At 62.8% G+C, this 20,600-nt stretch carries 19 protein-coding genes; 5 read left to right on the forward strand and 14 right to left on the reverse strand.

What is annotated here, in order from left to right; translation table 11 throughout:
- Nucleotides 1–260: 260 nt before the first annotated feature.
- The 14 genes from M0D66_RS22115 to M0D66_RS22180 form a co-directional block, all read right to left on the reverse strand.
- The gene (locus tag M0D66_RS22115) at nt 261–965 is read right to left on the reverse strand and encodes a DUF2968 domain-containing protein (RefSeq protein ID WP_266211587.1); all 705 of its coding nucleotides are present in this window, start codon (nt 963–965) and stop codon (nt 261–263) included.
- A gap of 47 nt (nt 966–1,012) precedes the next feature.
- Nucleotides 1,013–2,404 (reverse strand): sigma 54-interacting transcriptional regulator, encoded by a 1,392-nt coding sequence (locus M0D66_RS22120; protein ID WP_093632485.1) that lies wholly within the window; start codon nt 2,402–2,404, stop codon nt 1,013–1,015.
- Between the two features lie 15 nt (nt 2,405–2,419).
- Complete coding sequence (locus M0D66_RS22125) at nt 2,420–4,156, reverse strand: TadG family pilus assembly protein (protein WP_266211588.1); 1,737 nt, start codon at nt 4,154–4,156, stop codon at nt 2,420–2,422.
- 82 nt (nt 4,157–4,238) lie between these two features.
- A complete protein-coding gene (locus tag M0D66_RS22130) occupies nt 4,239–4,619 on the reverse strand; it encodes a DUF3613 domain-containing protein (RefSeq protein WP_266211589.1) in 381 nt (126 codons plus the stop codon).
- A 26-nt stretch (nt 4,620–4,645) separates the two neighbouring features.
- Entirely contained in the window at nt 4,646–5,512 is an 867-nt protein-coding gene (locus M0D66_RS22135) for a tetratricopeptide repeat protein (protein ID WP_266211590.1), read from the reverse strand.
- A gap of 10 nt (nt 5,513–5,522) precedes the next feature.
- On the reverse strand, nt 5,523–6,524 hold the full coding sequence (locus tag M0D66_RS22140) for a type II secretion system F family protein (protein WP_266211591.1): 1,002 nt from the start codon (nt 6,522–6,524) through the stop codon (nt 5,523–5,525).
- A gap of 2 nt (nt 6,525–6,526) precedes the next feature.
- Nucleotides 6,527–7,537 carry a type II secretion system F family protein gene (locus tag M0D66_RS22145; RefSeq protein ID WP_266211592.1) on the reverse strand — a complete coding sequence of 337 codons (1,011 nt, stop codon included), beginning with the start codon at nt 7,535–7,537 and terminating at the stop codon, nt 6,527–6,529.
- Nucleotides 7,530–8,915, reverse strand: a complete 1,386-nt coding sequence (locus tag M0D66_RS22150; protein WP_200658864.1) for a CpaF family protein — start codon at nt 8,913–8,915, stop codon at nt 7,530–7,532. The genes M0D66_RS22145 and M0D66_RS22150 overlap by 8 nt, the downstream gene beginning before the upstream one ends.
- Nucleotides 8,916–8,918: 3 nt before the next feature.
- On the reverse strand, nt 8,919–10,160 hold the full coding sequence (locus M0D66_RS22155) for a fimbrial protein (RefSeq protein ID WP_211701714.1): 1,242 nt from the start codon (nt 10,158–10,160) through the stop codon (nt 8,919–8,921).
- Nucleotides 10,161–10,298: 138 nt separating this feature from the next.
- Nucleotides 10,299–11,750 carry a type II and III secretion system protein family protein gene (locus M0D66_RS22160; protein WP_266211593.1) on the reverse strand — a complete coding sequence of 484 codons (1,452 nt, stop codon included), beginning with the start codon at nt 11,748–11,750 and terminating at the stop codon, nt 10,299–10,301.
- A 40-nt stretch (nt 11,751–11,790) separates the two neighbouring features.
- Complete coding sequence (gene cpaB / locus M0D66_RS22165) at nt 11,791–12,738, reverse strand: Flp pilus assembly protein CpaB (RefSeq protein WP_266211594.1); 948 nt, start codon at nt 12,736–12,738, stop codon at nt 11,791–11,793.
- Between the two features lie 91 nt (nt 12,739–12,829).
- On the reverse strand, nt 12,830–13,294 hold the full coding sequence (locus M0D66_RS22170) for a TadE/TadG family type IV pilus assembly protein (RefSeq protein ID WP_266211595.1): 465 nt from the start codon (nt 13,292–13,294) through the stop codon (nt 12,830–12,832).
- Nucleotides 13,295–13,314: 20 nt separating this feature from the next.
- The gene (locus M0D66_RS22175; RefSeq protein WP_266211596.1) at nt 13,315–13,815 is read right to left on the reverse strand and encodes a prepilin peptidase; all 501 of its coding nucleotides are present in this window, start codon (nt 13,813–13,815) and stop codon (nt 13,315–13,317) included.
- Between the two features lie 161 nt (nt 13,816–13,976).
- Entirely contained in the window at nt 13,977–14,138 is a 162-nt protein-coding gene (locus M0D66_RS22180; RefSeq protein WP_200658858.1) for a Flp family type IVb pilin, read from the reverse strand.
- Here M0D66_RS22180 and M0D66_RS22185 point away from each other — a divergent pair.
- The 5 genes from M0D66_RS22185 (at nt 14,125) to M0D66_RS22205 (ending at nt 20,521) form a co-directional block, all read left to right on the forward strand.
- Nucleotides 14,125–14,337 (forward strand): hypothetical protein, encoded by a 213-nt coding sequence (locus tag M0D66_RS22185; RefSeq protein WP_266211597.1) that lies wholly within the window; start codon nt 14,125–14,127, stop codon nt 14,335–14,337. The genes M0D66_RS22180 and M0D66_RS22185 overlap by 14 nt on opposite strands.
- A 459-nt stretch (nt 14,338–14,796) precedes the next feature.
- Nucleotides 14,797–16,266 (forward strand): collagen-like triple helix repeat-containing protein, encoded by a 1,470-nt coding sequence (locus M0D66_RS22190; RefSeq protein WP_266211598.1) that lies wholly within the window; start codon nt 14,797–14,799, stop codon nt 16,264–16,266.
- A gap of 167 nt (nt 16,267–16,433) precedes the next feature.
- Nucleotides 16,434–17,819 carry a collagen-like triple helix repeat-containing protein gene (locus M0D66_RS22195; RefSeq protein ID WP_266211599.1) on the forward strand — a complete coding sequence of 462 codons (1,386 nt, stop codon included), beginning with the start codon at nt 16,434–16,436 and terminating at the stop codon, nt 17,817–17,819.
- A gap of 249 nt (nt 17,820–18,068) precedes the next feature.
- A complete protein-coding gene (locus M0D66_RS22200; protein WP_266211600.1) occupies nt 18,069–19,784 on the forward strand; it encodes a ShlB/FhaC/HecB family hemolysin secretion/activation protein in 1,716 nt (571 codons plus the stop codon).
- A 251-nt stretch (nt 19,785–20,035) separates the two neighbouring features.
- The gene (locus M0D66_RS22205) at nt 20,036–20,521 is read left to right on the forward strand and encodes a DUF2147 domain-containing protein (RefSeq protein WP_200618544.1); all 486 of its coding nucleotides are present in this window, start codon (nt 20,036–20,038) and stop codon (nt 20,519–20,521) included.
- Nucleotides 20,522–20,600: the final 79 nt, after the last annotated feature.

Raw genomic sequence — 20,600 nt, forward strand, 5'->3', positions numbered from 1 at the left:
CAAAGGAGTCATCAGCTCCCACTCCGCACTGCGTGCGTCGCGGACGGGTCTGCATAGGAAACCAGGGGCGTGGGAATGTCTGTTCGTGTTGCGGGGGTGCTTCGGGAATGAGGCTTTTTGCTGCGGGGATAGGTGACTTACGTTACTAGGCGGCTTGTACGTCTAGTTTTTTGTTCGGCTTGTGCGCCGTTTGTTCTCTCGATGGGGTGGGCGGCGCTTTCAAAGCCGCCTTGCCCGCCCATCTTCCGGTATTCCCGCGGTCAATGCGACGGCAGGCCGGTTTCCAGTTGGCGCTGCAGTTCGCGGACCTGGCGTTGTGCGGCGCGCAGTTGGTCTTGCGCGGCAGCCTTCTGCTGTGCCAGTGCCGTTGTTTCGGCGCGGGTCTGTTGCTGCTGGTTCGCGACAATCGTCTGCTGCTGATGCGCAACGTCGAGGTCGGCCTGCAAGCGGTTGGCGCGGTCCTGCGACAACGCGATCATCCGCTCCGTGAACGCCTTCTGCGCTTCCAGCTGCGTGCGGCGAATCTCGACGTCCGACAGTTGCAGCGTCTGACGCACAAAATCCTTGTAGATCATGTCCGCACGCGTGGCGTCCTGCGTCTTGATGACGCGCCAGAAGTTCTTCTGCCGGAACAACGCCACGTAGTACGTCATCTCCTTGCCATAAAACAGCAAGCTCGCTCCATAGCTGCCGTTGTATGTCGTGCGCAATTCGCTCAGGTCCGAACCCCGGATCATCTGCTGCAATTCCGCCACATTGCCCGCTGCAGACTGCTTGGCTTCGTCCGGCGTCAAGGCGCTTGTCTGCGCCTGAGTGGACGGCAACGCCGTTGTCGTGCCCGGCTGGGAAACGACGCCAGCGCTCGACCCGCTATCCGGCAGAGCCTGAGCATTCACGCCCTGCACGGCCCCCATCGCGATGAATGCTGCCAGGGCAATCTGCCGTAGTTTCGACTTTCGGTCCATGTAAATCCTGCTTGAACAGTTTTTGTTTTAGTACAACCGTCTCATTATTACTCACTTTCGCGTGTTTCGGGCTCTTCATCAAAAATTTGGTACTTACGCATCTTCTCCCACAAAACCTTACGGCTGATCCCCAAATACAGGGCTGTGTCCTGCCGGCGCCAACCGTTTGCGTCGAGCGCGGCCAGCACGCGATTGCGCTCGGCCATGTCCCATTTGCTGCGATCCACCAGCACCTCAGCGGCGCTCTCCGCCGGCACCGGCTGGCTGGTGCGCGCAAGCGCGAGCAGCCGCTGCAGGCGCGCCGCGTCCCACGCGCCGATCTGACGCACCGTCACGCCGATCCGCTCGGCCAGGTTGCGCAGCTCGCGCACGTTGCCGGGGAAGTAGGTGTCGGCCACCGCGTCGGCGAGCCAGTACGGCAGGTCCGGCAACGCGGAAAGACGCTCGCTGCCGACGATCTGCGCAATGAACGCCTTGAAGATCGCAATCTTGTCGACCGCGCCCCGCTCTTCGAGGGACGGAATCTTCAACTCGATCACTGCAAGCCGATAGTAAAGATCGGCGCGGAAGGTGCCGTCCTTGACCAGTTGCGGTAAATGCTTGTTGGTTGCCGCCACCAGCCGGAAATCGAGCTTCACAGGCGTGGCCGAACCGATTCGCGTGACCGCACTGTCTTCGAGCACGCGCAGCAGCTTGACCTGCTGGTAGAGCGGCAGATCGCCGATTTCGTCGAGGAACAGCGTGCCGCCGTCGGACTGCTCGAAGTAGCCCTTGTGCGCGACCACCGCGCCCGTGAACGAGCCTTTCGAGTGGCCGAAGAACAGCGATTCGAACAAACCGTCCGGAATCGCGCCGCAGTTCACCGCGACGAACGGCCCCTGGCCGTAGCGGGTATGTTTTTCGTGCAGCAGTTGCGCGATGCGCTCCTTGCCGACGCCGGTTTCGCCGTGCACCAGCACGCTCGTGTCGCAGTCGGCAAACGTGTCGACTTCGTGCAGCAGCGCCTGCATGCACTCCGAGTTGGCGATCATCGCATCCGACTCATGCGTCTTGGCGCTGTGCGCGCGCAATTGCAGCACCAGCTTCATGACCATGCCGCGCAATTCGGCGCAGGTGAAGTCGAGCGGGAGGATGTGCGAGTAGTCGGACGGGTAAGTCGCCGGATCATGGTCGCGCGGCGCGGCGCCGACCCACACGACGGGAATGCCGTGCGCGGCCTGCCAGTCGCGCATGAGCAGTGCGCCGCTGTCGATCACCGACACGCTGATGATCGCGAGCGACGGCCGCAGCGCGGTCCGCTCAGGCGAGATCGCGATATCGTCCGCACGGATCACTTCGACGTCGAAGCTCGCCATGCAGCGCGCGACCCGGTCGACGATGTCGGCCTTGCCTTCCCAGACGTAGATATCGAGTTCCTCGATTTTGGGGTTGGTTCTCATCTTGTCTTGGTTACGCTAGTTGACCAGTTGCGAGACGCCGCATGTCAGCGACATATTGTGGACCGTGGCAGTGCCGACTTGTACGCCCAGCAGTGAAAGCGTCGGAACGAGGACAGTGTCGAGCAGACCGAAAACAGGCTGGAGAGCAGTCGATAGAACCGGAGCGACCCCTGCCAGCAAAGGCTGGATGACCGTCGTCAAATCGAGGCCCGCAACTGTTACCTGCAGCAGGCCGGGCAATGCTTTAAGAAGTTGTGCGGTAAGCGTCGACGCATCGGTGCCGACCGCATTCGAATTGACCGTAACCGAAGAATCGAAACTACCGGATGCGCCGTTGAACGTCACTGGCTGCGCGGCCGGCGCCCCCAGAGAAAGTTGTCCTGTGCCGCTCAGCGCAATCTTCGTAAGTTCGGTTGTGCCAGTCAGGAGAGTCCAGAGCGTGACGTCCGCCACGTTGATCGTGCCGCCGCAAGACGCGTTCGCGCCCAGGCAGACGGTTGCAATGCTCGGAATAACCTGGATGGTGGCGGTAGTCGCCGCCTTACTCGACTCGCAATCGACCGAACTCAAGGTCGCCGTTCCTTGCGCACTCGTCAACGAGAGCATGATCGGCGTATTGAGCGCAGCGACCGTGATCGAGCCGAGAAGCAGATTCAATCCGAATGGCTTAAACGTAACAGGCATCAAATTGACGGTCGCATTGAGCACCGCCGTCCGCGCCTGCGTGCGGGCCACAGCATTCGCTCCGGTGCCTACCGTACCGCCCTCACCCACTGCCAGCACCGGCGGATGGATGACCTGCAACGAAATACCCGCCACACCGGCCAAGCCCGCCGTCACATTGATCACCGGCGTATTGCCGGTCGTTGGATCCGGACGCTCCGCGATCTGCGCGGCAACCATCAACGCATCGAACGCATTGATCGTCGCCGTCGCCGCGGCATTCGGATTGGCGAGCCCCAGCGCGAGCAGCCCCGGGGCGGACTGACCGCCATCGCCGATAGTGATGTTCTGACCGCCAGGAATCGCAACGGCCAGCGTTCGCAGAATCGCCGCGTTGACGGTATCACCGCCGGCTTGCAACGCAGTGACCATCGCGAGCATCAGGTTCTGATAGGTCACAGTGGTCGCGAGCAGGCCTTGCATCGACGATGCACCTAGCGCCACCATCAGATCAGAAAGCTTGATATGTGCCGAAGCGAGACTTTGCGTATCGCCGATACTCAGCGATACGCTGGTCTTCAGCAAGCCACCGAGGATCGCGTTCAGCAGCGCCGATTGTTGCGTGTTGATCGCGGCGATGCCGGTACCGAGCGAGAACGCGTCAATGTTCGACGCCAGCGCGGTAGCAGTCGCGGTCACGTTACGCGACGGTCCGAGGAACAAATAGGGTACTTGCTGCGTGACCTTGACTTGCACCGCGTTGAGTGGATTACCGCTCGTGCCGAAATAAGTGCTGGTACTGGTATCCCAACGTCCGCACGTAGTCGTGAGCGTTTTGGTGGATCCGTCTGCAGTGAATCCATTGGCCGTTGCATTCTGCTGCGCGACTGTCGTTACCGTCGAGCATCCTGCGGGACTGCTGATCACCTGTACACCCGCCATCGCCGCCAGATCCGCCGTGCGCTGCAACTGCCTGCGCGCATAGTACGTATTGCCGACATCGAGTGCACCGAGCGCCGCGACCGCCAGACTCAGAAAAATTGCGGCCATCACCGCGGCCGTGCCACGCTGCCGGCGCGGCGCAAACATGCCCGCACCGCCCGCACGACGTGCGTAGCCGGCACACGCCCTGCGTCTGGCTAGGACCGCTGAAAATTGACGTCCGGGCATGTCATCGCTCACCGCTACTGCCGCTCGAACCAGAGCCGAATTGCGAGCCACTGCTGCCGTTGCCGCCAGAACCCAATGCCGATTCGTAAAGATCGGGAATTTTGCTCTTGAACGATTCCAGGTAACGACGGTACGCAAGGCCCGCTTCCGCTCCCAGCATTGGCAGCGCAGGTGCAGCTTCCGCGTTGCTGCTCTGCAGATTGATCCAGGCCCGCGCCGAATGGCCGATTTCGCTCGCAGCCGGCGCCGTCTCCGTCGATGTGCCGGTCTGGGCGAGTGCCACGTCGGCGAGACCTGCGGTCAAGCCGAACGCGAGGCCCGCACCCATGACAATACGTGCCACTGATCCCATGCAACCCCGTTCCATCTGTTTGCTTTTCATATTCTTTCCCCTGATTGCGCCGTTGCTCACTGCGCGAACCGCTGCAACAAGCGCGGTGCCGGCTCGATTCCCTGCGCGCTAGCCATAGCGCCGGCCGGTCCACCTGACTGCAGCGGCGGCGCTGAAGATTGCGATTGCGCGCGCTCCGCCACGGCCACCTTGGCCGCGTCGCCGCGAATCGCCGCGCGCACTTCCGGCGCCAGCTTCTGCTGATTCATCACCGCCAGCGCCTGCGCCTGCTCCCCGTTGGCAAGCAGAAACAGCACGAGATTGCTAACGATCTTCGGATTGTTCTGATCGAGTTGCGCCGCCTGCATCAACGGCACGCGCGCTCCGCTTACATCGCCGTTGCGCATGCGTGCATAGCCGAGATCCGATAAGGTCACCGCGTCGGTCGGCGCGAGTTGCGCCGACTGCTCCAGCTCCTGCGCGGCGCGCGCGAAATCGCCCGCCCCGCCGGCGAGCAAACCAAGACCGCGATAACCCCGCGCCGCCAGCGGCGTCTTCAGCAATTGCGTGTAAGCGGTCGCCGCGGCCGCGGGTTGAGCGGTCATTCGCAGCGCATCAGCGCGCAGCAGAAGCGTGTCCGGCGTCACGCTGTATTGCTTTTCATAGGCGTCGATATGCGCGAGCGACGCGTAGTAAAGTCCCTGCGACTGCATTTGATCGATCAGCCCGAGATACATCCCCGGCGTATCCGGTGCGGGGTCGCGGTTGGCTTGCTGGGCGAGCGCCGCACGCTCGGCTTGCGGGCCTACGCCATACCCGAGATCCTTCGACGCACACCCGCCAAACCATATCGACACCCCCAGAGATACCGACAACAAGGCCGCCACGCGCACGCCTCGTGGCTTGATGCGATTCCGGTACCCGGTCGAAAAACTGTGAGTCATTGCAAAATCCTCAGCGTTGCGTCGAGTGCAGCGACTTCGTGACGGCAAGCACGCCCGGCCCGGCTGTGACGATCATCAGGGCCGGCAATAGCGTGACGATCATCACCCCGGTCATCTTCACAGTGAGGCGGCCAATGCGTTCACGCAGCATCGCGCGACGTGCTTCGCGCAAGCGATCGCCGAACAGTTTCAGCGGTTCCTGCACCGCGCCCCCGTGCCTGTCCACCTGTATCAGCAGTCGCACCACCGCACGCAAATCCTCGTTGTCATAGCTCGCCGCAAGGCGATTGAGCGACTGGTCGCGCGGGCGGCCGGCCGCGAACTGACGCTGCGCAATTTCCAGCTCATGAGACAGCACCGGCAGTACCGTACGGAAATCGCTCACCATCACCTGCAGGCTCTGATCGAGCGAGAGACCAACGCCTTGCAGCAGACGCAGCAGATCGACCATCAGCGGCAATTCCTCAATCACGCCGTTGCGACGCCGGCTGGCGCGACGCGCCACGTAAATCTTCGGCACCATGAAACCGGCCAAGGTGGCCGCAATAATAATGACCACACACGTCGACCCCGAAACATGATCGCGTGCGAGCATGCCGGCCACCAATGGCAGTATGGCCATGCCCAGGATCCGAGCCATCAGAAACAGGCCACGCATGCGCGTGTCGACGAACCCACATTGTTCGAGCAGACGGCGGTCTTCCTCGGCGACGATCTGCCGACCGAGCGGTGTATCGAGCCAACGTACCCCGGCGTGTGCGAAACGCTCGAACAGGCGCTTCCAGCCTGCGGGCTGGCCACCTCGGGCAGGGGCGGCGGTGTCCGCCCGCTCACCGCCACGCGCCGCGGCGGTAAGCGCCGCGCTCTGCAGCGCACGCTCGTCGAGGGCATGCGTCAACGTGCGTTCGCTACGCCGCGCCGCCGAGAGACGCACGACCAGCAGCGCTGCAATCAGCAGCAGGCCGAGTGCCGCGAGAGCAAGCGCGATGGCGGCAACGTGTTGAGCTTCCATCTTCAGTTCCTCAGCCTTGCCATTCGATGCAGCAAATAGGAGCCCAGCGCCTGCAACGCGAACGCCAGGTAGACGACGTTGCGGCCGGTCGCGTCAAACCACATCGACGCGAAATATTCCGGATTGGACAAGATCAGGAAGCCGCCAATGCCTACCGGCAGTAAGCCCAGTACCCACGACGACATGCGAGTTTCCGCCGACATCGCGGAAAGCTCACGTTCAGCCTGTTCGAGATCACGCATGAACGATGACATCCGGTCGAGCATCACGTCGGCACGGCCGCCGTATTTGACCGACAGACGCAGCACCGCACCGACCAGCTCGAGCTCGCGCGCGTTATAGATCACTGCAACGTGAGAGAGCGCACGATCGATTTCGACGCCGGTGCGCAACATCCGCGAGACGTGGTCGAGACATTCGCGCAGCGGCGCTTCCGTGGTTTGCAAAGATGCTTGAAAAGCAGCCGGCACGCTGTTGCCGAGCGTGATCAGTCGAACGATACCGTCGAGAAACAGCGGCAGTTGCCGCACAATCTGTTGACGGCGTTTGTTAGCGCGCATCGTCACCAGAAAGTAGATAAACGCCCCGCACGTAACCAGGACGGCAGCGGCGGCCAACACCCCACCGACACTCGCAGCCCAGATACACAACACCAGCACGAACGTCCCCACCAGGATGGCCGGCACCCGCGCGTGGTTGATGCCCGCACTGGCCATCGCGTGCTGTAACGTGAAGCTGCCACGCGCTTTCAGATAGCGCACGCGGCCGAACCAGCCGGCATCGGCCTGCGGCGTCTGTGGCGCTGCCATGAGGGGCAATCCGGCGCGCGACGGCGCCACGCGGGGGCTGGCCACGGGACCGCCCGCGCCAACCGTGCCCGACGCCATGCGGCTATCGATGAAGCGTTCGGCGCTCATCTGGTCTTTACGTTGTGCGCTGCGTTGCAATAGCAGTAACGCGCCTGCTGCGCACAGCAGCGCGAGCGCCGCGAAGACCAGCACCGAGCTAGACATTGAAGCCTCCGCCGAAGCCGCCTGTGCCACCGCCTCCGAAACCACCGCCGCCGAAGCCCGCGTTACCGAACGCATTGCCTTGCACCGAACCGCCCAGGGCCTGACGGAAACGCGCCAGTTTCGACGAGTGCGGATGGATACCCAGCGACACCCAGTTATCGAGTTCGTCTCCCTCTGCCGTCGCGATCGGCTCGTAGCGATACAGTTCCTGGGTCGCGATGATGTTGTCTGACAGACCCGTCACTTCGGTGATCGACAGAATCCGCCGGCGCCCATTCGAGAGGCGCCCGATCTGCACGATGAAGTCAATCGCGTTGGCAATCTGGCGGCGCAGGCTCGATTCGGTGCCCTGGAAGCCAGCAAAGCCCGCCAGCATTTCCAGCCGGTACAGACACTCGCGCGGCGAACTTGCGTGGACCGTGCCCATGGAACCGTCGTGGCCGGTATTCATCGCCTGCAGCATTTCGAGCACCTCACCGCCGCGCACTTCACCGACGATGATGCGGTCCGGGCGCATCCGCAAGGTATTGCGCAGCAGGTCGCGAATCGTCACGAGGCCCGCGCCGTCGAAACCGCCAGGACGGCTTTCCAGCCGCACCACGTGCGGATGGTTCAGCGACAGTTCGGCGGTGTCCTCGATCGTCACAACCCGCTCCGGCTCCGGAATGTGGAACGCGAGCGCGTTCAGAAGCGAGGTCTTGCCCGAACTCGTGCCGCCCGACACCAGCACGTTGCAGCGAGCCGCCACCGCTGCTTCGAGCAGCGCACCGACTTCGGGACTATAAGTGCCGTTCGCGAGCAGATCATCGGGACGCAGCGGGTCCTTGCGGAATTTGCGGATCGAGACGATCGGCCCGTCGATCGACAACGGTTCGATCACCACATTCACGCGACCGCCGTCCGGCAAACGCGCATCGACCATCGGATTCGATTCGTCGAGGCGTCGTCCGATCGGTGCGAGAATGCGCCGCACGATACGCAACAAGTGGGCGTTGTCGGCGAAACGTACCTGAATCCTCGTGAGGATCCCGTGACGCGACACATACACGTCGTTGTAGCCGTTGATCAGAATATCTTCGACGGCCGGATCGGCGAGCAGATCTTCGATTGGGCCGAATCCCGCCAGTTCTTTGGTCAGCGCCTCGGCGATCAACCGCACTTCGCCTTCGTTGATCGGAATCCGGCGCAGCCGTACAAAGCTGTCCATCTCCAGATCGACGAACTGGTTGATCGCGTTACGCGACCAGCGGCCGAACTCCGAGCCAAGTTCCTCGATACGCGTCAGCAGATGTTCGTGCGCAGCATTCTTGATGTCCTGGAACTGCTGGCTATGCGCGAACGAAGGCGCGTCGTCGGCAAATTCAATCTCTTTTGCCATCGTTTATGACCGCTTTTGAGTGGATGGAATGAAGCGCTTGAGCGCACTAAGCGCGGATTTTCCGCCTGGCTGCGCGGCTGTTCTCGCCGCGCCACCGAGCCGTTCAATCAACGGTTCTAACGCACGCACATAGGGGTCGCGTGCCGTGGTGTCCGCCAGCAGATGCCCTTGATTGACGGCCTGGCCGAGCGCTACACGCCGCTCCGGCAACGTCGTCAGCAACGGAATCTCCAGACGCTGCGCGATCTGCGCGGCGGCTAGCCCGAGGTCGCTGTCGAATTTGTTGACGACCAACTGCACGTTGGCGGTATCGACGCCCTCTTCCCGCAATGCGTCGAGCACACCAACTGCCGATACGATCGAGGCGACACCCTGATCGCACAACAACCACGTTTCGTCCGCAGCCTGCACGACATGCGCGATGAATTCGACATTGCTGAATCCGCCCAGATCGACGATCTGCTGATCAAAGAACGCCCGCAGCCGGTTCAGCAAACCAATCGACGACGAATACGACACCTCGCGCATATCGGCAAGATTAGGCGGTAGCGTCGTGAGCGCGAGGCCACTCGTGTGGTGCGATAGCGCGGTATGCACGAAGGTCTGATCGAAGCGGCGCAGATTACGCACGGCTTCTACGAAATTGAATTCACTGCGGGTATTCAGGAGCAACGAGCCGTCGCCCGCTGGCAAGCCGAGATCGAGCAAGGCAGCTTGCCGCCCTTTCGCGACGTCGCGCCGCTGCAACATTACCGCGAGATTCGCGGCCAGCGTGCTCACACCCATACCGACGCGCGCCCCAAGCAGTGCGGTCACGTGTCCATGACGGCTGACCGGTTCGACCAGGTTGTCCAGCACCTGCCGCGTGATGCGCAGGGCCTCTTCAGCGGGCGCCGACAGATCGATGAAATCACGCACGCTGACACGCAACGCAGCCAGTGCGCTTTCCGGCTCGGCGAGCGAACCGATCGCGACGATCTGCATACCAGGATAGGCACTGCGCACCGCGCTCGCGGCAGCACTCGCCGCTGCGGCGCGGCCGCCCGAAAAGTCGACGAACACCAGCGACGGGTTCAGCACGCCAATGCGTTGCATGAGCATTGCCGGGTCGAGCGTGACCGCTTCGACCACGCCTGCACCCACCAGAGTTTCGGCGAGCCAATGCACGTGTTCGTCGGCTAGCGACGCAAACACGAAATAATCGGTGACCGCCCGTTCAGTCAATGAATGCGTTCTCGCGTTCATGTTGGACATCCTTTTGCGGCATCGGCAGCCAGGCCGCCGCGTCGTACTGCATACTGCCGCGCACAGGCCATGTGCGCGTGCGTCTGTTTGCTTCGCGTAATCCGGTTACCGCGCGCGTCAAGCGAAGCTTCGGCGCCTTCATTTCGAAAACCCCGGCGCTGCATCGCCCGCGACGAATCCGCCGACCAGCGAGCGCCACACCGGACCGTTGCGCTGTTCGGACTGTTCGCCCGGCGTCGACGGTACAGGCGCCGCCTTCGCCAACGGCGACACCAGATGCGGCGTCACGATGATCACCAGCTCTTTCTCGTTCTGCTGGTAGCTCAGTTGCTTAAAGAACGTGCCGATGATCGGCAGATCACCCAGCAAGGGCACCTTGGATATATTCGACGTCGTCTCGCGGTCAACCAGCCCGCCGATTACAAAGCTCTCGCCGTCTCCGAGTTCGACCGTGGTGTCCGTGCGCCGTGTCGTGAACGCTGGCACCGACACGCCGCTAATCGTCACTGCGTTCGCGAAGTCGAGCTGGCTCGCCTCCGGCGCCACTTTCAGCGCGATGCGTTGCGGGCCCAGTACGGTCGGCGTCAACGTGAGACCAATGCCGTAAGGCTTATATTCGATCGAGGTCGTTCCTAACCCTTGCGGCACCGGCACAGGGATTTCGCCGCCGGCGAGAAAGCTTGCGCTCTGTCCGGACAACGCGACGAGCGTCGGTTCAGCCAGCACACGGGCCATATTGTTGCTTTCCATCAGGCTCAGGTCGGCAAACAAGCCGTGGGTCGCCGAGTTGAACACCAGATTGAACGCCGACGACAGCGGCGTCGTGCTGGTGAACTGGGGCGCCTGCCCCGCCGTCGCCGAAACCGAGGTCAGCGCCGATGGCGCGAACGAGCCGAACGTGAAACCGTTGTTCTGCTTGAAGAAGTTGAAGCCGATCTGCTTGAGCACAGAACGGCTGAATTCGACGACGCGCACATCGACCTGCACTACGGCACGGCTGGCGACCGTCGACGTATCGAACACCGCGCCGTCTTTCGCCGCTGCACCGCCCTTGCCCGCTGCGGCATCCTTTGCAAGCGATCCCTCCGCCGCAACGACGGCGCGCTGATGCGCTTCCATCGTCGCCGACGAACCGGACATCAGCGCAGTACCGCCGAGCACCTTGACACTCGGGGTATCCGGGCCAAGCAGCGAAGCCGCCGCTTGGGTAATGACGTTCACCGTATACGTCAATGGCGTATCGCGGCCGCGCTCCCACAGCATCAAACTCGTGGTTCCCGCGGCCTTGCCGACCAGCAGCACGCCACCACGGCCACTACCCTTCATGATCAGTACGTCGGCCACCGAGGGGTCGCCGAGTGCAATGCGCTGTAGCACATGGCCTGTCGCCACCTGTTGCTGGCCGCCGACCGTCAGTCCGATGGTTTGCCCGACCGCCAGTTGCGCAGGTTCGGCCGACGAGGCAGGTTGTGCCGGGCGCGCCTTCCGCGCATGCTGGGTAGAATCGGCCGCGTGCGCCGCGCTTGACGCAATCAACAACGCACATCCGACGTACGCCGTCGTTCCTGATGCAAAAATCCGTTTTGTCATGTAGTCATGGACGCGTCCGGCCGCCCGCTCCCTAAAACTGCTACCAGGCGACCGTTTCGGCGCGCCCACCCCGTATCACTTCGATACCGCTTTTTGTACTGTTTGTACTGCCTGCGACGCGGGTCGGCGCAACCGCCATATGCGGCGCCGGTGCGGACCGCGGCGCGACACCCGGCAGGTTGCCAACGCCAGACAAGGTGTCGAGTGCAACGCCGGCCGCAGCCTTCGTCGAGTTCTGCAGCACATCGCCGGAGCCGGGATGCGCGGAAGTTTTCAGCACGCCTGGCTGCGCGGGAAAAACGCTTTCGTCAGCCACTTCGGCATCTTTCGGATTGCGCAGCGCGAAGACCAGCCGGCCAGCACTCTCCGCCAGCGTCAACCTGTCGACATCTGCAACCGGCACCGCCAGTACCGCCGTGCGCACCATGCCGTTCGGATCGCCCGCGGTGTCGCCGCTCGCAGTCGCATTACCGAACGCGAGTACACGGACTTTCGACATGAGCAGACGCGTCTGGGTACGGTCGACTTCGGAGTTGCCGACGCCGGCGTTATCGCGCTTGAGCGTAAAAAACACGTCTACGAAATTGCCGGGCCGCAGCCGGTTGGCCACCGCATTGCTTTCGTCAACGCGGACCGCAAGGGCGCGCTCACCCGGTTCGATACGCTCCGCCAGCCCCGACGACAGTTGCGTTTCCAGCACCGGCGAGTCCACGCTGATATCCGCATTCGGCACACGGCCCGTCAACTGGGCCGGATCGGTGAAAGCGCCGTTCGGATTGATCGGCAGCGACTGCACGCGCAAAGCGTCGACGGTAATTGCCTTGCCGGCAGGCAGCGTGCGGGTCGCCACCACCACCGGAAAAGTGGCTTGCGTGGCGGCCGTGACGGCCACTGGCGCCGGGCGGCGTGACAGCGTCCAGGCAAACAGGCCGAGCAGCAACGCGACCGCGATCAGCACACCGGCGATAATTTTGGTCAGATTCGGCATGATGACTCGCTGCTTCGATTGAACGATGCTCTATAGCCCGAGCGTTCACACGCGCGTTGACGGACAGAAAAGCTGAGGATCAGCGCGTGCGTCACTGAATATTCTCCGGGTTGAGTTGGACCGTCGCGCTGCTCGTTAGCGTCTTCGGCAGCGGGATATCCAGAATTACTATCGACGGCACGATTGGGTGTTTCTGATAGTCGTAAGCCATTGCGACTTGCACACATTGCATCCCGTTACTGGGACTGCAGGCGCTCGCAGTCGACGTGCAGGTCGCGGCGCTGACGATCGAAGCCATTACCGCCTGGGCCGCGACGCAGGCTGCCGCGGCGCGATTGGTAAGCGCGCTTTGCAAAGACGTGTTGGGCTGGTAATTCAGCGCGGCGCGCGCGCCTTCTTCGGCCGCCAGTGTCAGGTTCTGCTGGGCTACCATCATCACGCTGAAAGTGATGATCAAGTAGACGATTGCGAAGAACAACGGGAATACCAGCGCGAATTCCACAGCCGTGGCGCCACGTTGGCGGTGCGCAAGCGCGAGCCCTTTCTGTGGAATCATGGACCGGGTCGTGGAAGGTCTCATCGCAGCACACCTGTGGACATTTGCAGCGCCAGCCATGCACAGGCCGCCACTGTCAGACACGCCGCATAGGGGGTCGATGCTTTACCACCCACCTCGAAAGTCGGACCAGCGTGCCGCACGATCGTAGCGAGTCGCGTGCGGGTTGTGACGAGTAGCCAGAGCGCATGCATCCCGGCTGCAAGGCTCGCAGCGATCCAGATGCCGAGCAGCATATGCATACCGCACCAGGCACCTAGCGCGGCGAAAACCTTGACGTCGGCAGCACCCATTACGCCTAGCGCAAAAAACGGCAGCAACGCGACCAGCCCGACGACGGCACCCAACGCTGCCTGTCCGGCCGAAATATTAAAAGGGCTGCACTGGAATAGCGCGCACGCAAATGCCGCCGCTAAACCAAAAACGACAAGCGAATTGGAAATGCGTCGGCTGCGGCAATCACATATAGCAATGGCGGCGGCCCACGCGACAAATAGAATGTCGGCGACTGGTAAATTCATAATGGACTCGACGGGCGAGACATATCAGTACGGACTGCATAAGCAGTCCGCACTGAAAACTCAACTGGCCTTGTTCCAGAAGTGCGCGAGACTAACCGGATAGAACCTGTCCCGCCTCAATTTCACCTACAGGAACTGCCGCCGCCAGACCCTTAAGTTACCTATAGCAAGGCAGCGATGGCTGCGAATGAGGTCTTAAGCGCACCGGTGATGGAGCCGACCGCAATGACAAGTGCTGCCGTCATCAACCCCGCGATCAAACCATACTCGATGGCCGTCACGCCCTTGTTATCTCTCAGGAAGCGTTGTGTGAACTTTTTCATTTTTACCCTCGGACTTTCATTTATTTCGTTTGTTTACGTGCTGCTTCGGATGGCGGAGTCTTCAGCGCTGCGGACCATTGGTCTCTCATTCCTGGTCCTGCGTGTTGCGCTGCGGAAGCACCGCCTTGCAGCCGGCTTCAATAAAACAGAGGTCTATGAGCTGTCTGTTCGATTACGCACCTCCCTCGTCAATCCGTGATGCTTTCGGGTTTTATAGCCGAACAATCATATTTAAGCAATTGTCCGCTGCCCTTAGCGCGACACCATATGCGTTTTAGCGTCGTACTCAGGTTAACGGCTGTTCGTGCGTTGCAGCACATAGGAATAACCATGAGTTAGATTCGCTGCACTAATTATTTGTTTGAACAGAACGTTTCAAGCGTCCGGGGACCTCCCGCTGCGCCTGCGTTACGCCGTGTTTCGTAACGGCGCGCGCGCCTCGTTACGTTACGCAGCCATCGCAAACGTTTAGCGAATTCATTTTCTCGCGCTATATCTGGGTTAGCAGACACTCCATCAATTCATCGCAAAGCCATATCACATATGGCTTTAAGCCCCATTGCAAAAAAATCTTCTGCATTATTCAGTCGAAATGGCACGGCTCATGCAGAGGAAGGCACGCAGCAACACCCAAAAACACATGCGATGCGAGGGCGACATGAACATTCAAACGGCCAACACCACACTTCGAACAACCCTGATTGCCACCAGCGTGGCAGCAATGCTTTCTCTCGGCGCTTGCGGGGGCTCCGGAACCCTAAGTGCCGGCACTGGCGGCAGCGGTAGCGGCTCCTCCGGCGGCGCGCTTTCCACCACCACGGGCAGCGGAAGCGGTTCGATGGGCTCAGGCGGTTCCGGCACCGACACCAGCAGCAACGGATCGGGAAGCGGCTCAGGTACGGGCACCGGAACAGGAACGGGAACCGGCACGACGCCAGTGGCGAACGCGCTCGGCACGGTCGTCGGCAACGGCGGCGGCGTGGTCAACGATCTCGGCCAGACGGTCTCGAGCATCGGTAGCGTGATCGGTTCGCAAAGCCTGCCCGGCGTCAGCGCGCAAACCACCCAGGCCGCCGGCGGCATCGTCCAACAAGTCGGCTCGGCGGTCTCCACGCTCGGCACCGGCGTATCACAAGGGCTCGGCCAGCTCGGCACCGGCGGCGACGCGGTCGGCACGACGGTCTCGAGCCTCGGTGGCGTGGTCGGTCATGTCGGCGGCGCAGTGACAGAAGCGGGCAGCCTCGTGACGAGCCTCGGCAGCGGTCCGCTCGCGCCGCTGGCAGCCATCACCACGCCGCTCGGCGGCGTCGTCAATACGCTTGGCAACGCAGTCACCAACGGCGGCAGCACGCTCACCACCGCGCTCTCGACGGGTCCGGTCCAGCAAATCACGCAAACGCTCAGCACCGCGATCACGCCGATCACGTCGATGGTCGCGGCGACCACGCAGACGGTCGGTAACACGACCGGCCTCGGCGCACCGCTGAACGGCCTGCTCGGCACTCTCGGCGGCGGCCTCGGTAAGGCCGGCACGTTGATCAGTGCAACGGGCGGCAATCCGATCACGGCTGCTCTGGGTCACACGGTGACGGACACCGGCACCACGGTCGCGTCAGTCGGTGGCCTGCTCACCGGCAGCACGGGCGGTAATCCGCTTGCTCCGCTCACCAGCGTACTCGGCGGCCTGACGGGCGGCACCAGCAGCGGCCCGCTCGCTCCGCTCACCAGCGTGCTCGGCGGCTTGACCGGTGGCACCAGCAGTGGCCCGCTCGCTCCGCTCACCGGTGCGCTCAGCAGCGTAACGGGCGGTCTGGGCGGCGCATCTAGCGGCAGCAGCCCGTTGGCACCCGTCACGGGTCTGCTCTCGAGTGTAACGAGCGGCCTGAGCAGCGCGACCGGCGGCAGCAGCAGCCCGCTCGCCCCGGTTACCGGCCTGCTGGCGAGCGTCACCGGCGCGCTCGGCGGCGTCACGACAACGGCGGCCGCTACGCCTTCCACCACGACGACCACCACATCGAGCCCCGGCCTCTCGCTGTCGAGCACCAGCGGCAAGGGATCGGGCAGCAACCCGCTCGCTCCGGTGACGTCGCTCGTCGGTGGCCTGCTTGGTGGCCTGACGAAGAAGTAAGTAATGCTATCGAAAGAAGCGCAGCGACTGGCACCCGGAGTGCGGCCCGACAGCCGTGCCCCGGCTCTGCCGGAACCTGGATGAATTGAGCCGCGCCGCTCAGACACCCGTTGCACAGGCGCACGCAAACCACGCATACGACACCTAGAAGACACTGAGGAGCACCTATGTCCAGCCAACGTTTTTTTACTCTCCATGCGGCGTGCGCGACAGTGTCGTCGTTGCGCGCACCGCTGATCGCCGTTGCAGTCGCAGGCTTGCTCGCCGCGTGTGGCGGCAATGGCGTCACTGCGCCGCCGAGCGCATCCTCCGGCGGCGGCACTAGCGGCGGGGGTTCGACCAGCGGCGGCCCGACCACCAGCACGTCGTCGGGCACCACCGGCGTCGCCACCGCCGCCGCGCAGACGACCAAAGACCTCGGCAACACGATCGCCTCGCAGACCATCCCGGGCCTCAGCCCGCAGGTCACACAAGGTCTCGGCAACGCGGTGTCGAGCACCAGCAGCACACTGAATTCACTCGCTGACGCAGTGAGCGGCGGCGTCGGACAAATCGGCACGACCTCCAATCCGGTCGGCACCACGGTCGCCGGACTCGGCTCGGTGGTCAGTTCGACAAGCGGCGTCGTGCAAGGTCTGAGCACCGCGGTCGGCGGCCTCGGCACCGGCAATCTCGCGCCGCTGTCGCCGCTCACCACGCCGCTGGCAACGGTTCTCTCCACCACCGCTGGCGCACTGAACGCCGGTGGCGTGACGCTCGGCAATTCGCTGGCCTCCGTGCCGGTGCAGCAGGTCACTCAGCCGATCAGCACCGCGATCACACCGATCGTGCAGACCGTCGGACTCGTGACGCAGACGGTCGGCACGCAGACCGGCCTCGGCGCGCCGGTAGGCGGCCTGCTCGCGCAAATCGGCGGCACGTTGAAATCGACCAGCACACAAGTCGGCGCGGCAACCAACAACCCGCTCGGCGCAGACCTCGGCAACCTGGTCGGCTCGCTCGGCAACACGGTGACGAACGCCGGCGGCCTCGTCAATCCGAACGGCCCGAATGGCGCGAATCCGATTCCCGGCTTGATTACGAGCCTCGTCGGCAGCACCAATGTGGCGGTCGTCAATGGGCCGCCTGCCAACGGCAGCCCGTTCGGCCCGCTGCAAAACACGCTCGCGAGTCTCGGGCTCGGCAACAACCCGCTCGGCTCGGTGTCGACGCTGCTCGGCGGCACGCCGCTGGCCGGCCTGACCCCGGCATTGAATGGCACGCCCTTGAGCTCGCTGACTTCGGGCGGCTCGCCGCTGAGTTCGCTGACGTCGGTGCTGGGTGGCTCAGGTAGTGGATCGAATCCGTTGTCGACGCTGACTGGCGCGCTCTCCGGTGTCACCAGCAGCGCCTCGGGTAGCAACGGCAGCAATCCGCTCGCGCCGGTGACCGCCCTCGTCGGCCAATTGACCGGAACACTCAGCTCGGCGGCAGGTTCGACGAGCGGCTCGGGCAGTGCAACGGGCGGCTTGACGACACTGCTCGGCGGCCTGGTGCCGGTGAGCCATAAGTAGTCCGCATAAGTCGCTCGTTGATGCCGCGCATACAAGGCGTTCCGTTGGACGCCCCGTTATGCAAGGCGCATAAGCAGTCCGCGTCATCACGTGCTCCGCGCTTTGTGCAGCCAATGCTCAAGCCCCACGGAGCACGTGACGTAATACATGCAAGCATGGCAGTATGCGTCGAGCCACACATAAGCGATCGCGACCAGCCCGGCCAGGCGGCGCGTCCGCAAGACAAGAACGGCATACGAGGAAAATCCGATGAAACTCGGGTACGGTAGTAGTAGTAAATGGACCCTCCTGCTCGCGGCGATCGCGGCAAGCGGGATGCAAGTAGCAGCACACGCGCAGTCACGCCCAGCCGGCCCGACCGTCGGCGGCAATCCTCTCGATTCGCTGCCGCAGATCAAGGCGCCCGACAAGGGCCCGAACGTGACCATGCAGGTCACGCCGCAAGCGCCCCAGCTTCAGGAACTGCTCGCCCGCCATCTGACGCCTTCGAAGATTCAGGTCGAGGGCGTCAAGTCCATTCCGTTCGACGAAGTCGCGCAGCGCTTCACGCCGCTCGTCGGCAAAGACACCACCATCGGCGATCTGATCCAGGTCGCCAACGGCGTTACGAAGCTGTATCAGGACCGCGGCTATGCGCTCTCGTTCGCGTTCATTCCCGCGCAGACGTTCGACGACGGCGTGGTGCGCGTGACGGTGGTCGAAGGCTACGTGTCCGCAGTCAAGGTGACGGGCAAGCCAGGCGCAGTCGAAGACAAGATTCGCGCGATCGCCGACCACATCGTTGCCGACCGGCCGTTGCGGCGCGCCACCTTTGAGCGTTACATCAACGTGCTAGGTCTGTTGCCCGGCGTGAAAGTCGCGGCCAACGTGGCGCCTCCGCAAAATACCGACGGCGCCACCACGCTCGAGTTGAACGTGGACCGCAAACCGTTCGATCTCAGCACAGGCATCGACTTCAATCACCCCGGCGTGCAAGGCCTGCTGACGGCCACCGAAAACGGCCTGACCGCGCTCGGCGAACAGCTGAGCGTGTCTGCGTTGCTGCCGAAGGGCCGCGACAACGTCACCTATCTCGCCGCGCACGCCACAGTGCCGATCGGCAGCAATGGGCTGACTGGGAAGATCGACGCGTCGCACTATCGCGGCAACCCCACCGACAATCCCGGCCTTCCCTCCTTTATCGAGCGCACGGTCATCAACGATAAGGTCGGCGGCTCGCTGGCGTATCCGATCCTGTTGAGCAACAAGCAGAGCGTGATCGGCACGGCCTCGGTCTATGCATCGCACGACGAAGATCGCTACAACAATCACAACACCGGCGCGCAAATCGGCTTTCGCTCACAGGTGCGGGTGCTGCAACTGCAGGCAGACTACACCAACGTGGAAACCGGCCAGGTGCGCCGCGCGAGTATCAATGTGGCGAAGGCTTTCGATATCCTGGGTGCGTCGAAATCCGGCGACTCGAACGTTCCCGGCTCGCCGGTCACGAATCCGGCGTCAATCAACTTCGTGCGGACCGGTGCAAGCTTTTCGCAAACTAACGAGTGGCCGCTGAAGATCGGCACCGCGGTTTCGTTGACCGGTCAGTACAGCGGCGTCTCGCTGCCCACGTCGGAACAGATCTCGTTCGGTGCGCAACGTTTTGCGCAGGGTTATGAACCGGGCGAGGCGTCGGGCGATTCGGGCTGGGGCGCAATGTTCGAAGTCAACCGGCCGTTCACGCCGGGTTTCACCTATCTGCGCACCTTCACACCGTACGTCTCGTTCGACATGGCGCGCGTGTATCTGCATGCAGGCACGCCCTCGCCGTCGAAGCTTTCATCGATTGCGTTCGGCTTCCGGATCTCGGACGCGAAGTATTACAGCCTGGATTTGTCGGTGGCCAAACCGATCGGCGATGCGCCGGTGGAGAGCGCGTCGCGCAGCCCACGCATCAACGCAACATTCTCGTATCAGCTGAACTGATGTTCGAAAGTGCCGCGTCCTGATTAGAGGTTCCACTATCAAACGACACGCGCACTTTCACGTATTCTGCGCTGACGGTATGCGGCCCGCGACACCCAGGCCGCAGGCCGCACACGGCGGACACCGATGTGGCCGATTTGAATCTGAGAGGCAATACCAGGCATCACGGCAGCCGGCAACTGAAGACCGCCCGAGACGCCAATAACGCCGCGCGACCATGATCGCGCCGTCTTTAATCAAGGAGGAAGACAATGATGCAATTCACTCAACGCGCACGCGCAATCGCGCTTCGCACAGCCAAACATGCCGCCCTCGCCGGCGTGCTGCTCGTTAGCGCCGTCACGGCAATGGCGCAGGCCGATTCCCCGGTCGGCATGTGGCAAACCATCGACGATCACACCGGCCAGCCCAAGGCACTCGTGCAAATTGCACAGGACAGCAGCGGCTCGCTGAGCGGCAAGGTGGTCAAGGGACTCAGCGCGAACGATCAACCGGATCGCCGCTGCACTGAATGCACGGACGCGCGCAAGGACCAGTTGATCCTCGGCATGACGATCATCAACGATATGAAAAAGGACGGTGACGGCTGGGATCACGGGCAAATTCTCGACCCGGAAAACGGCAAGGTCTACAAGTGCAAGATGCACCTGGAAGACGGTGGGAACAAGCTGGTGGTGCGTGGCTACATCGGCGTTTCGCTGCTGGGCCGCTCGCAGACCTGGATTCGCCAGCAGTAAGGAGCTTGCCGTTCAGGCGCCGATGCCTGACGCGCGAAGATAGTGTTCCATCAGGGCCGCATCTGCTGCCAGGATGGAA

This window comes from Paraburkholderia sp. SECH2 (assembly GCF_030464795.1).
GTDB lineage: Bacteria > Pseudomonadota > Gammaproteobacteria > Burkholderiales > Burkholderiaceae > Paraburkholderia > Paraburkholderia aspalathi.